This is a genomic window from Caecibacter sp. AF58-12pH5A (genome assembly GCF_027681725.1).
Classification (GTDB): domain Bacteria; phylum Bacillota; class Negativicutes; order Veillonellales; family Megasphaeraceae; genus Megasphaera; species Megasphaera hominis.
Window position 1 is genome coordinate 9,513 of record NZ_JAQDBC010000034.1, and the last position, 15,218, is coordinate 24,730.

Below are 15,218 nucleotides of genomic sequence, written 5' to 3' on the forward strand. Positions count from 1 at the left end.
AAAAAATTTGGCAGGGGTAGCTGGATTCGAACCAACGATGACGGAGTCAGAGTCCGTTGCCTTACCGCTTGGCGATACCCCTGTATGGCTCCTCAAGTAGGACTCGAACCTACGACAAATCGGTTAACAGCCGATTGCTCTACCGACTGAGCTATTGAGGAATAAATGGAGCGGAAAACGAGGCTCGAACTCGCGACCCCCACCTTGGCAAGGTGGTGCTCTACCACTGAGCTACTTCCGCATGACGACGAAAACTATTTTAGCACATCTTCATCAGCTTGTCAACAAGTTTTTTTGGAAACTTGAAGTTTTTCTTTCGCTTGCTGGTCTTGCGCTGTGTCCGTCGGAACACTTGATTATAATACCAAACCCTATCAGATATGTCAATAGATTTTTTACAAAAAATATAAGTTTTGTAAATTCCCATAGTAACTTCCAGCTGTGCTGCCAGCCGGAAGCTACTACGAGAACCATACAAGTCCTTGAAGAGGCCCTTAGAAGGCCGGGCATTCACCGATAAAGCCGCGTACGACGTTGGGGATGGTGAGGTCCTTTGTGCCGGCGCCGTAGGCTGTGATTTCATGGATAAAGGAAGCCGGACGGGGGCCTGTATAGGCAGCCAGGGTTTTTACGAGGGCTGCGCCTGTAGGCGTGACCAGTTCGCCGCGGATATCCGTAGAATAATAGGGCAGGCCGGCGAGCAGTTCTGCCGTTGCCGGTGCCGGTACGGGCATGATGCCGTGGGCACAGCGTACGAAGCCGCTGCCCGTATGGAGGGCCGACGCGCCGATCTGTTCAATGCCCAAGTAGTCGAGACACCAAATGGTGCCGACGATATCGAGGATGCAGTCGATAGCGCCTACTTCATGGAAGTGGATCTGCTCTACCGGAACACCATGGACCTTGGCTTCGGCAGCAGCGAGGGCGCCAAAGACGGCGAGGCTCTTTTTCTTTACATCGTCCGAGAAGGGCGACGCTTCGATGATTTTCGTAATATCTGCCAGGCCGCGGTGCTGATGGTGGTGATGATGGCCTGTGGAATCGACCAGGCCCGCTGCGCCGTGGACGTGTGGGGCTGCTGCCTGGGCGTCGGCGTGAACATGGTCATGATCGTGATGATGTTCGTGGTCATGAGCGTGTTCGTGGTCATGGTCGTGGTCATGGTCGTGTGTGTGTTCATGATCGTGCGTGTGTTCATGGTCATGAGCGTGTTCGTGTTCATGATCATGCTGATGGCCGTGGTCCTGTTCCGCATCGAGGCGGACATTATAATAGATAGACTGGATGCCCAGCTTATTGACAGATTCACAGACCAGGGAGTAGCCGTCTAAGCCCAGCTGGCCCATGGCTTCTTTAAATTTTTCAAAAGGCACGCCGGCCTGAATGAGCATACCGACAAACATGTTGCCGCTAATGCCGGAAAAGCAATCGAGATACAAGGTTTTCATGATTTACACTCCATTTCCTATAGTTTATCGTGCATGAGCTGTACAGCCGCATCGAGGAGGGACAGGCCCAGGACGGAGCCCATGCCCTGATCGTCCTTGCCGGCGCCGGTCAGCAAGGGATGCATTTGCAAATAGGTCATTTGCATTTGGTGCACCGGTTCGTTGTAGGCTGCCGACGAGAAGACGAAGTCCGTCACCTTTTCCTGCAGGGCGTGGGCCAATAAGACGGCGGCGCCGGTGACGCCGTTGTCAAAGACGACGAGCATGCGCCGCTGGGCAGCAGATAAGATAAAGCCCGTCATGGCGGCAATATCCGGCGAGCCGGCTTTTTGCAGCAGCTCCATAGGCTGCGCCGCATCGAGGCCGTGTGTGCGCAGCATGGCGCTGAGCATCTTTACCTGGTTCCGTTCCTGCAGCGTCCCTTGGAGGCCTGCCAGCTTTTGACGGTAAAAGGCAGCCGTCACGATGAAGCCCGTCAGGAGGGCCCGTTCGCCGAGGTTGCCCAGGCCAATGGCCGTGTAGCCTTCATCGGCCAGATTTTGGGCAATCTGGATACCGCTATAAAAGGCGTCGAGCATTTCGTCCTCCGTCATGGCCGGACCGTTGCCATAATAATGGCTGCCGTGCATGACCTTCAGGTCCTGTACGCCCATACTTTCTGGGATATCCTCTTCCAGGCCCAGGTCGAGGAGGAGCACGCCGGCGTTGACGCGGTGGGCGACCTTGTTGATGGCCCCTTTGCCGCCGGCAATTTCCAGTGCGTCGGCCTTGCTGTTCTTCCCTTTTGATTCATTCTTGCCGCCGTCTACGGCGTGGTCTGCCGCAAACAGGACGACGGCCTTTTTCAGCGGCTCCGGCTGCAGTGTGCCCGTAATGCCGGCAATGCGCTCGGCTACGTGGCTCACAGTCGCATCGGCTGTACCGCTGGCAGCCAGACGCTGGCGGCACTGTTCCTGCACCAACACGTCTGCCCCTTCGATGAGGGAAATAAACTGCTGCAATTCTTCGTCCATATATCCGTCTCCTCTCGGTTGTATGTCTTATGTCGTATGCCTTATATTATATCATATACTGTCCCCTGCTCTATCCCCCCATCCCCCTTCGGCAGATAAAAAATTCTCATAAAAAAAGCTGCCCACGACGGAGCAGCTTTTTTATTTTTCTATATAGGTCTTATTTCAGGGATTCGCCAAATTCGTTGGCATCCAAGATGGCTTTTTTGAAGATTTCTGCCGTCATCGGTTCCGGTACGCACGTCCATTCACGGGCATCGGGGCCTTTGGCAACGATCTTATCGACTTCGTCTACGCTGATGTCGAGGTCGGAGAGCTTCGTCGGATAGCCGCATTTCTTGTAGAAGGCAGCCAGCTTGTCGCGCTGTTCGAACTGTTTGTCGTACGTCAGGAGAACCAGGACGCCGAAGGAAACGATTTCGCCGTGGAGGTGTTTTTCTACAGACTGCGGCAGTACTGTCGAGGAGTTGTAGAAGAGGTGGGCTACAGACGAGTTGTAATAGTATTCCGTTTCGTCCGTTGCGCAGTTGGAAACGAGGCCTGTGCTGACGATGATGTCCAGGACGACCTGCTGCAATTCGAAGGTAACCTGTTTCTTTTTGAAGTCTTCCAGGGCTTTTACGCCATAGGCAATGAGGGGCTTCGTGCAGACCGTAGCCAGGGCGCGGGCGACTTCGACGGTGTGGAACATTTCGCCCTTGCGGCTCGAGAGTTCGCATTCGCATTCCTTGCTCATGGCATCGCCAATGCCGGCCCAGAAGAGTTCATACGGCGAATCAGCAATGATGGTCATGTTGATGAAGGTATGAACGGGCGGCTGATCGAGGTAGTAGTAGCCGGCAAAGGATTTGTCAGCCTTGTACATAACGGAAATAGCCGTAACAGGTGCGCAGTTGGAGGAAACCGTCGGGAAGGCGAAGATGGCCTTGTTGGCTTTATCGGCTACGACCTTACAGGTATCGATTGCGCGGCCGCCGCCGACAGCAAAGATGAGGTCGGCCTGCTGGACCGCAGGGTTTGCCAGGAGCATGTCTACGTTTTCAAAGGTAGCGTCGCCGCCGTACCACAGGGTGCCGACTACTTCGAGCGGAGTATCTTTAATAGCTGCCAGGATGGCATCCTGCGCTTTGGAGAGAGCTGTCTTGCCGCCGATGATAACGACCTTTTTACCGAAAGGACGTGTGATTTTGCCAATAGCGTCATAGGCATTGGCGCCTACGGTATAGGCCGGTAATACGAGTGTGTAATCAGATTTGGACATACATATAACCCCCTTTAAGGATAATCAATAGTTCCCAAGTATGGAATTATTATACCATACTTGCACGGCTTATGACATAGAGAAATTTTTCGTAGTACTTGTATTCATGAATGAAATTTGTAGCTAATGTGACCATAATTCTTTGCTTATGTAAAAGTTGCGAAAAGTGCAACTATTCTGTCCGTTTCTACTTAAACGTTTCATCTCATTTTGTTCTCTTTTGCCCTTTCCAGCCTGTAAACTGTCACTGTACTTTTACTATATTTTTTTAGCATGTATAATATTCTCTATAATCATTATATATACACCTATTGTAGTTCTCACATAGCACATGCGTCGCATGTAGTACCTATGCGGTACGGATTTACGTTTTCTGTATATTCTGCAATGGGCGCATTACTTTTAATGGACAATCGCTCTCCATTTGTCCATCTGTAAGAGAATGACGCTTGCTATTTTTATAATAAAGAATTACAGTATAAGCATGATGCAGGGTATTCTCTTTCGTAATCCTTATTTTTCATTTTAGTCCACAGTTTTATGCTGTGTATAGAAAGAGTAATGCTACTATTTTAAAAAAGGAGGTTTTTTGTATGAACGGTTTGTTTGTTGTTATTATTTCCGCGTTAGTATTCGTACTGGCATACCGTTTCTACGGCGCTTTTATCGGTGCCAAGGTATTAACGGTCAACCAGTACAACGTCACTCCGGCCTTCCGTTTTGAAGATGGTCATGACTATGTACCGACTAATAAATACGTCGTATTCGGTCATCATTTTGCTGCCATCGCCGGTGCCGGTCCGCTCGTAGGCCCTGTTATTGCCGCTCAGTTCGGTTATTTACCAGGTGCTCTCTGGATTCTTCTCGGTGGTGTTTTAGCCGGTGCAGTTCATGACTGTGTTATCCTCTTCTGCTCCATGCGTTACGATGGCAAGTCCATCGCTGAAATCGCTAAAGCTCAGATTGGTGACAAGGTCGGCTTGGCTACATCCTTTGCAGTACTGTTCCTGAACATCTTAGCTATGGCTGGGATGGCTGTTGTTATCGTCAACGCCCTGCATGACAGCCCTTGGGGTACCTTTACCATCGGCATGACGATTCCTATCGCTATCTTCATTGGTATTTACATGCAGTATCTCCGTCCTGGCAGAATCCAGGAAGGCACGATCATCGGTGTTGTCCTCACGTTGCTCGCCGTTATTGCCGGCCCGTGGGTACAGCATTCGGCTACACTCGCTCCGATGTTCACCATTAGCGCGTTTGGTATTTCCGTTGCTCTTATCATTTATGGTTTCGTCGCTGCAGCTCTTCCTGTATGGCTGCTCCTGGCACCGCGTGATTACCTCTCCACGTACATGAAGATCGGTACAATCGGCGCCTTGGCTATTGGCGTTATCATCGTTGGGCCGACCATTCAGATGCCGGCTTTGACGCAGTTCTGTGCTGGCGGTGGCCCGGTTATTACCGGTCCGGTTCTGCCGTACATCTTTATCACAATCGCTTGTGGCGCCGTTTCCGGTTTCCACGCTATGATTTCTACAGGCACAACGCCTAAGATGCTGATGAATGAACGTTCTATCGTTCCTGTTGGCTACGGCGCTATGCTGACTGAATCCTTCGTAGCTATGATGGCCCTCATCGCTGCTACGTCCCTTGTTCCGGCCGACTACTTTGCTATCAACTCCACGGCTGAACATTTCAATGCCTTGAATATGCAGGTTGTCGATCTGCCGCAGTTGAGCCAGATGGTTGGTGAAAACGTTGCTCACCGTCCGGGCGGCGCTGTTTCCCTGGCAGTAGGCATGGCCTTCATCTTCTCTAACATTCCTGGTCTGGAAAGCTTGATGAACTACTGGTATCACTTCTGCATCATGTTCGAAGCCTTGTTCATCATGACGATTATCGATGCCGGCACACGTGTTGGCCGTTACATGCTGCAGGAACTCATCGGCCGCGTATGGACGAAGTTCGGCGATCCCCATTGGACTCCGGGCGCTATCATCGCTTCCGCTCTGATCTCCGGTGCATGGGGTTACATCGTCTTGCAGGGTAACTTGTCGACGATCTGGCCAATTTTCGGTGTATCGAACCAGTTACTGGCTATCATCACGGTAGCCATCAGCTCCGTTGTTATTTGCAGCATGGGTAAAGCCCGCTATGTCTGGGTAACCGGTATTCCTTGGGCCTTCCTGACAATTGTAATCTTCTGGGCTGACTTCCTCAACATGTTCAACATTTACTGGCCGAAGGGTGAAATTCTCCTCTTCTCCGTATCTGCCATCATGTTGATCCTGGTTGTTATCGTAAGTATCGGGTCCTTCCTCAAGTGCCTGGAATTGTCTAAGACCGTTCCGGCCAGCTACACAACGACAGCCAGTGTAGAAGAAGAAGGCCTGAAGAAGCTGCAGGAATTAGTTGCTACGGATGAAAGAGCAAAACGCTTTGCTGAAATGACGTGCAAAGAATTCAAAAAAGCTTAACTAATCATCACTCCCCATGCGGTACGTGAGCCAAAGCTCCCGGTCATAGGCCGGGAGCTTTTTTTGACAGGCCGCACAGAGACGGCTATAATGCAACTATGCCAACTACAACAAAGGAGATCTTACCTATGGATATCTTACAGCCCTGTGACGACTGTCCCCGCCACTGCCACGTCGTCCGTCCGGACGTGCCCACAGGCCGTCCTCTGCCAGGTTATTGTCATAGTCCGCTGCAGCCCATGCTGGCCCGGGCGGCCCTCCATTTCTGGGAAGAGCCGTGCATTAGCGGTGAAAAAGGGTCGGGTACGGTGTTCTTTTCGCACTGCAACCTGTGCTGCGTCTTTTGCCAAAACTCGGAAATCAGCCGCGACGGCGCCGGGACAGTCGTGACGGTGGAACGGCTGCGCCAGATTTACGGCGACCTCATCGCCCAGGGTGCCCACAATATCAACCTCGTCACGCCGACGCCGTACGTGCGGGCCATCCGCGACAGCCTGGCTGAACCCCTCTCCGTACCGGTAGTCTACAACTGCGGCGGTTACGAAACGGTAGAAACGATTGCGTCCCTAAAGGGTAAGGTACAGATTTTCCTGCCGGACCTGAAATATCTCGACAGTGCCATTGCCAAGCGCTACAGCGGTGCCGAAGACTATCCCGGCGTAGCCACCCGGGCAATTCTGGCCATGTACGAACAGACCGGGCCTTACGTCCTAGATGACGACGGTATGCTCCAGAGCGGCGTCGTCATCCGCCACCTCATTCTGCCGGGCCACGTAGAGAATACGAAGCGCGTCATCGACTGGGTAGCCGGCCACTTCCAAGAGGGCCAGGTTCTCTTCAGCCTCATGCGCCAGTACGTCCCGCACGGCCAGGCGTGCCGCTTCCCGGAAATCAACCGGCCCTTGTCGGACGAAGAATACGACGAAGCGGAACAGTACCTCTTTGAAAGCGGTATTGAAGACGGCTTTGTCCAGGAAAAGGACAGTGCCAGTGAAAGCTTCATCCCTGCCTTTGACGGCACAGGTGTCACAAAATAAAGGTACAAAAACTCCCTGCATGGCAGCGCCTTAGCTGCCACGCAGGGAGTTTGTCGTTTAGTCGTCTAATTCGAAAATTTTTCCCGGGTTGAGGATGTTATTGGGATCGAAGGCTTTCTTTACGGCCTTCATCAGTTCCAGTTCGACCGGGTCTGTGTAGGTCACCATGAGGTCCTTCCGCTTTTCGCCAATACCGTGTTCACCGGAAATACGGCCGCCCAGGCTGTATACGGCCTCGTAGGCTGCCTTTTCAAAGGCGTCTACCTTGGCCGGCCAGTCGGCGTCGGAAATGCCCTTTTTCAGGATATCCAGGTGGAGATTGCCATCGCCGGCGTGGGCGACAGAGCGGACCGGTACGTGCTGATCGGCACTGATCTTTTCCAGGGCCTTTAAGAGGCTCGCCAGTTCATCGGCAGGAACGACGAAGTCTTCCATGACCATGATGGGGCATTCCGTCGTAGACGCATCGGAGAAGTTCTTGCGGACCTTCCAAATGCGTTCCGCATCAGCTACAAAGACGTCTACAGCACCGTGGGCGCGGCAGAGCTCGTCCAAATCGACGCAGAGGTCGTCTAAGGCGTCTTCGTCGTTGCTGTCGACCTGGATGATCATGTAGTTACGTTCTCCCGTGCCGGTGTTTTGCTTTTCACCGATAAAGTCTTCTGTGACGCGGACAGAATCGTCGTCCATGAATTCGAGGCACGTCGGTTCAATGCCGGCCTTGGGCAGGGCGTTGACGATAGACATGGCTTCGTCGACGGTCGGGAACACGGCCAGAACGTTGACGGAACACTTCGGCAAGGGTACGAGCTTTAAGACGAGCTTCGTAATGATGCCCAACGTGCCTTCGGAGCCGATGACGATCTTTTCCAGGGGATAGCCTGTCGAAACCTTTTTCAGGCGGCTGCCTAAGGTCGTTACTTTGCCTGTAGGCGTTACGACTTCGACGCTGTAGATCTGGTCCCGCGTCGTGCCGTATTTGACGGCCCGGTTGCCACCGGCGTTGGTACCGGCGTTGCCGCCGATAAAGCAGGAATCACCGCTGCAGGGATCGCCGGCGTAGAGAAGACCCACTTCGCCTGCGGCCTTTTGCACGTCTTCCGTGCGTACGCCCGGTTCGACAATCATATACATTTTTTCCGCATTGACTTCAAGGATGCGGTTCATTTTTTCCGTACTGAGAATAATGCCGCCATAGTGGTTGGCTACGGCACCGAATTCCAGGCCCGTACCGGCACCGCGGGGAATGACGGGGATGAGCTCTTCATTGGCCAGTTGCATAATCGCCGCTACTTCGGCGGTCGTCGCCGGATAGACGACGGCGTCGGGCAGGTGGAAGAATTCCCGTTCTACGCCTTCATCCCGTTCGTAGGCAACGAGGCGGTCCGGATCGGCAGAAACGCCCTTGACGCCGACGATGGCCTTTAACTTTTCCAGGATTTCCGGAGTGATTTTATGATATGTGTACATGACTGTAACTCCCTTCGCATGATTTACAAGGCGGCGCCAGTTGGTCCAACCGGCGCCGCATACATACTCTATATAATAGACTAATTATTTTTCTTTGACAAGCATGGCCAGGGCCGATGAAAGGATCATCATGGAGGCCAGGACGATAAAGCCCATGTTGTAATTATTGCCCGTCGAGACGAGGCCGAAGAGGTACGGGCCGAAGAAGCCGCCCAGGTTGCCAATGGCGTTGATGATGGCAATGGCTGCGGCGCCGGTGAGGCCGTCGAAAATACGCGACGGCAAGGTCCAGAAGGGGCCTACAGGACATTCGCAGCAAGCCGTGGACAGGGAAAGACAGGCCAGGGCCAGTACGGGCAGGTTGTGGAAATACGTGCCGGCCAAAAGGCCCAGGGCACCGATGAAAATCGGCACGGCAATGAATTTTTTCTTCTTCGGCGAGCGGTCGGCGTAGCCGGCGACGATGCCCATGACGATGATGGCCGTAATCCAGGGAATGGCGCTGAGGATACTCGTGACCATATCGTTCGTGCCGGCCATGGATTTGACGATCTGGGGCAGCCAGAAGAGGATGCCGTAAAAGCCGATGTTGAGGGTCGTATAAATGGCGGCGAAGTGCCATACCTGCGGTTTCTTACAGACATCCCACAGGGAGGCGCTGCCCATTTCCTTCGTTGCCCGTTCGCTGGACAGCTTTTCAATGAGCCAGTCCTTTTCTTCGGCTGTGAGCCAATGGACATCGCGCGGCGAATCGAGGAGGACCTTGTAGGCCACGACGGAACAGAGGACGGCCGGAATGCCTTCGCAGAGGAAGACCCACTGCCAGCCTGTCAGGCCGGCCAGGCCATCCATGCCGAGGATGAGGCCGCTGACGACGTTGCCGATACACATGGAAATGGCCAGGGACATGTGGAAATAGCTGAAGGCCCGGGCTTTGGCCATGATGGGGAACCAGTGATCCAGGTAGTAAATGATGCCGGGATAAAAGCCTGCTTCGGCGGCACCTAAGAGAAAGCGTATGATATACAGCTCCGTGGCATTATGGACGAACATGGTGCTCGTCGAAATGAGGCCCCACACGAAGAGAATGGTGGCAATCCACTTGCGCGCGCCCAAGCGGGCGAGGATCATGTTGCTCGGCAGGCCAAAGAGAAAATAGCCGACGAAGAACAGACCGGCGCCAAAGCCGTAGGCGGCAGCACTAATGCCCAGGTCCTGATTCATGGTCAGCGAGGCGATACCGATGTTTGCCCGGTCGACAAAGGAAAGGAAATACAGGAACATAATGAGCGGCATAAGGCGGCCAAATAGTTTTTTGAATACGCTTTCTTGAATATTCATGGATAATTCCCTCTTTTTTAGCGAATTTTTATAAAGGTTATGCTCTATTATAGCACTGATCTTTTTATAATGATAGTTTTTTATTCAATTTTTTCGAATTTATTTTACACTCTTCTGCCTCCCCTGCCCGCTTCGCTTGTCCATAGGATAAAAAAAATCACGCATGAAGATTCACGCGTGATTTTCGTTTATGCCGTTTACATAAAGAGCTGGCGGATGACAGGGCCCACGAGGTAGTCATAGCCGTAAAGGAGGGAGTAGACCAAAAAGCCGATAGTACCGCCGACGATAGCGCCGTTAATGCGGATCCAGGCAAGGTCTTCGCCGACCTTGCTTTCCAGGAATTCGTTGAACTTCTTCTTGTCGAAGCCTGAGAGAACTTCCCGTACGGCTACGCCGATGAGGGCGTGTTCGTGTTCCAGGATGACTTCACAGCCCTTGCGGATCTGGTCGTCGATCCAGCCCTTCATTTCCGGGTACTGGTTGCAGTAGTCGAGATAATGTGTAAACTGTTCTTCCATGATGTTTTGCAGTTTTTCCTTGCCTTCTACACCGGTCGTGAAGTAGGTCTGGACGGAGCGCTGCGTCGCCGTGAGCCACATTTCCAGGGGCAGGGAGTCGATGAACTGGTTCTGCCAGCTCTGTACGGTATAGGTGAGCTGGCCGTTCATGGCGTACATTTGCAGTTCCAGTTTCTGGCACAGCCACTGCCGTTCTTTGCCGCCGGCGTGTTCCCACCGTTCGAGCCAGACCAGGAGACCTTTTTGTACGTCTTTGGCAATCTTGTCCGTGTCGACCATGCCGGTGAATTTATTGAGCGTCACGATGAGATGGGGCGCTGTTTTCGATTCGGTCATCCATTCGGCAATGGCCTGGGTGAGGATGTGCTCGAATTCCTTGCTGCGCACGCCTTCCTTGACGAGGCCGATAATATCGCTCAGCATGCGGCTGTCCGGGTCTTCGAGCATGGTAATGATGCGGTCCTGGAGGAAGCTCAGGAGGGGCTGCCGTTTGAGGTACGTACGGATATGTTCGACGATCATCTGCTGGGTTTTGCCCTGGCGGCCGTAGTTATAGACCTGCTGGGCTACTTCGTAGAGGAGGGCCCGGAATTTTTCCCGGCCTTCGGGCTTTTCGATCCAGCTATTGAAGCGGTCTACGAAGGAGACCTGATAGAGCTTGTCCCGCCACATGCCGGGCTGGAGGAGCTTTTCCGATACGACGTTGGTCATGCCATCGATGATCTGCGTGCGGTGGTTGTAGACCAATTCCGTGTGGTACGGGAAGCCCAGGGGTTTATCAAAGAGGGCCGTCACGGCGAACCAGTCGGCAATGCTGCCGATGAAGGCCGATTGGAGGACGAAGAAAAGGAGGTTGCCCCAGAAGGTCAGCTGGTCCTGATGGAGCCACCAGATAAAGACGGCCAGAAAGCAGATGAACGATAAGGCCAGTATACTGTTTGCCCGTTGACGATAGGTCATGTTACCAGCCTCCCTTCAAGCCATTCATGGCCAAATAAATGCAGGCGCCCAGGACAGCACCGACGAGGGAGCCGTTGACGCGGATCATTTGCAAGTCGTACCAAACGCGGCTTTCGAGCTGATTCGCCAATTCCTGGCCGTCGTATTTGAGGATTTCCTTTTCGGCTGTAGCGCCAAACCAGTTCTGGAGCCGTTTTAATTCGCGGGCTGCCATGGCCAGGACGAAACGGTTCATCTGCTCTACCTGGAGATCGCTGCCCTTAAAGCCTTCCAGGCGTTCGATGGCGTACGTCGCAGCGGCGCGGCACACGCGGTTTTGCCGGTCCGGATTCTGGACGTAGCGCTGCCACGCTTCCTTCATGTCCGGACGGGCGACGATGTAGTGGAAGAGGCGCATTTTGTACTGCTCTACCCGGTCCTGCCAGGCCGTGTTCATTTCCAGCTTTTCCGCCTGCTGCCAAATGAACTGCATCGCCTTGCGGCGTTCTTCCGAGTCGGGCTTCTTCGCTTCGGCCAGGATGTGCAGGAATTTGTCCTGCAGGTTGCCCGCTACCCGTTCGGGGCTGAACATGTCGCTGGCCAGGGCGGCCTTGATGATCAGGGCGTAGACGAAGTTGCGGTGTTCATACTGGCGCATGGATTCGCGGTAAATATCGGCCATGTAGCGTTTGGCCGTTTCGCTCTTGACCATCGCTTCGAGGGTAAAGATGCTGAAATCGAGGAAGTCGTTGCCGGCTTCACCGACGAGGCCTGTCTTGAGGGCCTTGCCCATCATGGGGGCAATACGGATCTTTTCGATGGCTTCTTCGCCCATGGTCGAAAAGGCCCGTACGAGCGCCTGCATATCGAGGGTATACAGGAAGGTATTCATAATGTGCCCCAAAATGCGTTCGGCTGACTGGAAGCCTTCGTCCGTGTGCAAGTAGCTGAGGCCCGCTTCGAGGACGGGATGGTGCTTGAGGACGTTGTACATATTGGGCACCGTGAGAATTTCGCTTTCGATCATGTGCCGCGCCGTTTCGGCGATCCGTTCTTTGCTGTTAGGAATGAGGGCTGTCTTGAACGAAATACCCAGAGGCTTGCGGAACAGGGCCGTTACGGCGTACCAGTCGGCCAGGCCGCCGATGAGGGCCGCACCGGATAAATGCATGATCAGACCGCCCCAAAAGAGATCACGGACGGGATAGGAAAGCAGCAGCAGCAAAGCAGCGATGACCAGGATATACCCGGCGATATGGCTGCGTCTTGCAGGCGATGCTGTTTCTAGTTGAGTCATTCTTTTCCTCCTTCTCCGGCCTGGGCCGGACCCGCTACGAGAGCGGGCAGTTCTTATACGTTCGTGCTGTCGCCGCTATGGATGGGAATCCACAGGTGCTGCTGAGGATACTGGCCTGTAAAGGCCTGGGACGGCGTCCACGGTGCGCCAAAGTAGTGCATGGGCACGAGGCACTGCGTGACCTTGACGTGCTTCAGGAAGGCCGTGACGCCCCATTCACGGGCATAGTCCAGACGGGCATCGACGGGGAAAAAGGCTACGTCCACGGTGAGGCCGTCTAATTTTTCCAGCTCCGCAGCGTACATTTGCTTGGCGTTTTCGTTGTTTTCCTCTGTATCGCCTTCCCAGTGCCACCAGTTCAGGTCGCCGGCGTGGAAGATACTGACGCCATCGGTCTTGACGAGGAAGGACCCGCCTTCGTCGGTCGAGCCGAACTGCGTAATAATCGTTTCGCCTACGTGTATCGTATCGTACACGTCCAGGGTGTGCAGTTTGTCCTGCCCGGCCTGGCGGAAAGGTACATCCTTGTTGATAATATACGCCTCGGTCTGCTGGGCAAAATCGGCAATGTGCCGGTTGAAGTGGTCGTTGTGCCAATGGCTCACGAAGAACCAAAAGGGCTTGTTGCCCTGGGCATAGGACCGTACGATCTGCTGGTCGTCCTGATAGTAATCAAAGACCAGCACTTTCGTATCCGTTTCTACTGTAAAGCCGCTGTGGCCTAAATAGGTTACATGTAAGGTCATCGCTTCAGCCTCCTTTATTCTTGGGACCGGCCGTACCTGCACAGAGGCAGACAGACCTGTCCTTCTTATCATATCGTATTTGTATATTATACCACATATTAGGACCGGCTCCCATATATATCATATAAGCCGGACGGGCTCTTGCAAAAAAGTTACCTTTTTAGTATTTTTTTCGTAAAATGCCTTGACAAGGCAGATTGAAAAGTGTACTATAACCGTAAACATTGACACATGCCATGAGCAAAACAAGTACCTGTATTGCGCTGCCGTCAGAGAACGCAGGCCATCGGCTGCAAGCCTGCCCCGGTAAGAAGTACAGCGAATGCCTTTGCGAGCAGAATGAGGGAACATGAGTATCTTATTCCGGCTGCCGCCGTTACCGGCCTAGAGGGGCAATACCAGTGTATTGTAACCAGAGTGGAACCGCGGTCCGCCGTCTCTGAGGAGATAGGCGGTTTTTTTGCGTGCCCGAATAGTGATACCATGTATTTTGCGCACGGTCAATGGAAAGTACCTATGAGGGGGTTTTTTACAGTGAATACAGAAAGATATCGGTCAGGCTTTCGATGTTGCCGGTTATACCGCTTTTAGAAATTATCTTACTACTTGTTTCGTTTTATATTTATGACATCGAAGGAGAGATTTGATTATGGGTAAAGTTTATACGAGTGCACTGGAATTAGTAGGTCATACGCCGCTTTTGCAGCCGGAACGTTTTAACAAGAAGGCTTCTGTACCGGCTAAGCTGCTGGTTAAATTGGAAATGTTCAATCCTGCCGGTTCGGCTAAGGACCGCATTGCCAAGGCTATGATTGAAGATGCCGAAGCTAAGGGGATCTTGAAAGAAGGCTCGGTCATCATCGAACCGACGAGCGGCAATACGGGCATCGGCCTGGCTGCTGTCGCTGCTGCCAAGGGCTACCGCGCCATCTTCACCATGCCGGAAACCATGTCTGTCGAACGGCGCAATCTCATTGCTGCCTACGGCGGTGAAATCGTCCTCACAGAAGGCAAAAAGGGCATGCAGGGCACGATTGACAAGGCCAACGAGCTCTTGAAGGAAATTCCGAATTCCTTTATTCCCGGCCAGTTTACCAACCCGGTCAATCCGGCTATCCACAAGGCTACGACCGGCCCGGAAATCTATGAAGACGCAGACGGCAAGGTAGACATCTTCATTGCCGGCGTCGGCACAGGCGGCACGCTCACAGGCGTTGGCCAGTATTTGAAGGAAAAGAATCCGGACGTGCAGATCGTCGCTGTCGAACCGGCTGATTCTCCCCTCCTTTCGGAAGGCCACGCAGGCCCGCACAAGATTCAGGGCATTGGTGCCAACTTCGTACCGGAAACGCTGGATACGAAGATCTACAATGAAATCTTCACGGTCACGACGGATCAGGCCTACGATACGGCCCAGTCGTTCTCCCACGCTGAAGGCCTGCTCATCGGTATTTCCGGTGGTGCTGCCCTCTACGCTGGTGTTCAGCTGGCACAGCGTCCGGAAAATGCCGGCAAGACCATCGTCGTCTTCCTGCCCGATAACGGCGACCGCTATTTGACGACACCGAACTTCATTAAATAAGTGGCTCTCTTTCACTAGGACACACTGAAAAAAGGGGCTGTGAAATAACGCCCCTATAAAAACGAATGAGGATCACTGGCTCG

At 53.2% G+C, this 15,218-nt stretch carries 11 protein-coding genes, 3 tRNA genes and 1 other annotated feature; of the genes, 3 read left to right on the plus strand and 11 right to left on the minus strand.

The window, feature by feature from the left end; genetic code table 11:
• Positions 1–8: 8 nt before the first annotated feature.
• The 6 genes from PGX44_RS11610 to PGX44_RS11635 all read right to left on the minus strand — a co-directional run bounded on the left by PGX44_RS11610 (position 9) and on the right by PGX44_RS11635 (position 3,722).
• A tRNA-Gln gene (locus PGX44_RS11610) sits at positions 9–82 on the minus strand.
• Between the two features lie 3 nt (positions 83–85).
• Positions 86–161: transfer RNA gene (locus PGX44_RS11615), tRNA-Asn, on the minus strand.
• 5 nt (positions 162–166) lie between these two features.
• Positions 167–241 (minus strand) — tRNA-Gly (locus tag PGX44_RS11620).
• A 253-nt stretch (positions 242–494) separates the two neighbouring features.
• Entirely contained in the window at positions 495–1,448 is a 954-nt protein-coding gene (gene larC, locus PGX44_RS11625) for a nickel pincer cofactor biosynthesis protein LarC (RefSeq protein WP_498855482.1), read from the minus strand.
• 17 nt (positions 1,449–1,465) lie between these two features.
• Positions 1,466–2,461 carry a nicotinate-nucleotide--dimethylbenzimidazole phosphoribosyltransferase gene (locus PGX44_RS11630; protein ID WP_498855483.1) on the minus strand — a complete coding sequence of 332 codons (996 nt, stop codon included), beginning with the start codon at positions 2,459–2,461 and terminating at the stop codon, positions 1,466–1,468.
• A 160-nt stretch (positions 2,462–2,621) separates the two neighbouring features.
• On the minus strand, positions 2,622–3,722 hold the full coding sequence (locus tag PGX44_RS11635) for an iron-containing alcohol dehydrogenase family protein (RefSeq protein WP_186504241.1): 1,101 nt from the start codon (positions 3,720–3,722) through the stop codon (positions 2,622–2,624).
• Between the two features lie 593 nt (positions 3,723–4,315).
• On the opposite strand from PGX44_RS11635, the gene PGX44_RS11640 reads away from it, so the two are divergent.
• A complete protein-coding gene (locus PGX44_RS11640; RefSeq protein WP_498855484.1) occupies positions 4,316–6,202 on the plus strand; it encodes a carbon starvation CstA family protein in 1,887 nt (628 codons plus the stop codon).
• 128 nt (positions 6,203–6,330) lie between these two features.
• The gene (locus PGX44_RS11645; RefSeq protein ID WP_498855485.1) at positions 6,331–7,239 is read left to right on the plus strand and encodes a radical SAM protein; all 909 of its coding nucleotides are present in this window, start codon (positions 6,331–6,333) and stop codon (positions 7,237–7,239) included.
• Positions 7,240–7,296: 57 nt separating this feature from the next.
• Here PGX44_RS11645 and PGX44_RS11650 read toward each other — a convergent pair whose 3' ends face one another.
• The 5 genes from PGX44_RS11650 to PGX44_RS11670 form a co-directional block, all read right to left on the minus strand.
• Entirely contained in the window at positions 7,297–8,709 is a 1,413-nt protein-coding gene (locus PGX44_RS11650; RefSeq protein ID WP_498855486.1) for an FAD-binding oxidoreductase, read from the minus strand.
• An 84-nt stretch (positions 8,710–8,793) separates the two neighbouring features.
• Positions 8,794–10,050: an MFS transporter gene (locus PGX44_RS11655; protein WP_186504245.1), complete on the minus strand. Its 1,257-nt coding sequence runs from the start codon at positions 10,048–10,050 to the stop codon at positions 8,794–8,796.
• A 197-nt stretch (positions 10,051–10,247) separates the two neighbouring features.
• Positions 10,248–11,531: a DUF445 domain-containing protein gene (locus tag PGX44_RS11660; RefSeq protein ID WP_498855487.1), complete on the minus strand. Its 1,284-nt coding sequence runs from the start codon at positions 11,529–11,531 to the stop codon at positions 10,248–10,250.
• A 1-nt stretch (position 11,532) separates the two neighbouring features.
• Entirely contained in the window at positions 11,533–12,807 is a 1,275-nt protein-coding gene (locus PGX44_RS11665; protein ID WP_498855488.1) for a DUF445 family protein, read from the minus strand.
• 53 nt (positions 12,808–12,860) lie between these two features.
• On the minus strand, positions 12,861–13,553 hold the full coding sequence (locus tag PGX44_RS11670; protein WP_498855489.1) for an MBL fold metallo-hydrolase: 693 nt from the start codon (positions 13,551–13,553) through the stop codon (positions 12,861–12,863).
• Between the two features lie 227 nt (positions 13,554–13,780).
• Positions 13,781–13,997, plus strand: a binding site (T-box leader).
• Between the two features lie 205 nt (positions 13,998–14,202).
• On the opposite strand from PGX44_RS11670, the gene cysK reads away from it, so the two are divergent.
• The gene (gene cysK / locus PGX44_RS11675) at positions 14,203–15,135 is read left to right on the plus strand and encodes a cysteine synthase A (protein ID WP_289001544.1); all 933 of its coding nucleotides are present in this window, start codon (positions 14,203–14,205) and stop codon (positions 15,133–15,135) included.
• Positions 15,136–15,218 lie beyond the last annotated feature (83 nt).

Excerpts from the sequence above, each read along its gene's own strand:
- larC (WP_498855482.1), bottom strand. The coding sequence starts at position 1,448 with ATGAAAACCTTGTATCTCGATTGCTTTTCCGGCATTAGCGGCAACATG.
- PGX44_RS11630 (WP_498855483.1), bottom strand. The coding sequence starts at position 2,461 with ATGGACGAAGAATTGCAGCAGTTTATTTCCCTCATCGAAGGGGCAGAC.
- PGX44_RS11635 (WP_186504241.1), bottom strand. The coding sequence starts at position 3,722 with ATGTCCAAATCTGATTACACACTCGTATTACCGGCCTATACCGTAGGC.
- PGX44_RS11640 (WP_498855484.1), top strand. The coding sequence starts at position 4,316 with ATGAACGGTTTGTTTGTTGTTATTATTTCCGCGTTAGTATTCGTACTG.
- PGX44_RS11645 (WP_498855485.1), top strand. The coding sequence starts at position 6,331 with ATGGATATCTTACAGCCCTGTGACGACTGTCCCCGCCACTGCCACGTC.
- PGX44_RS11650 (WP_498855486.1), bottom strand. The coding sequence starts at position 8,709 with ATGTACACATATCATAAAATCACTCCGGAAATCCTGGAAAAGTTAAAG.
- PGX44_RS11655 (WP_186504245.1), bottom strand. The coding sequence starts at position 10,050 with ATGAATATTCAAGAAAGCGTATTCAAAAAACTATTTGGCCGCCTTATG.
- PGX44_RS11660 (WP_498855487.1), bottom strand. The coding sequence starts at position 11,531 with ATGACCTATCGTCAACGGGCAAACAGTATACTGGCCTTATCGTTCATC.
- PGX44_RS11665 (WP_498855488.1), bottom strand. The coding sequence starts at position 12,807 with ATGACTCAACTAGAAACAGCATCGCCTGCAAGACGCAGCCATATCGCC.
- PGX44_RS11670 (WP_498855489.1), bottom strand. The coding sequence starts at position 13,553 with ATGACCTTACATGTAACCTATTTAGGCCACAGCGGCTTTACAGTAGAA.
- cysK (WP_289001544.1), top strand. The coding sequence starts at position 14,203 with ATGGGTAAAGTTTATACGAGTGCACTGGAATTAGTAGGTCATACGCCG.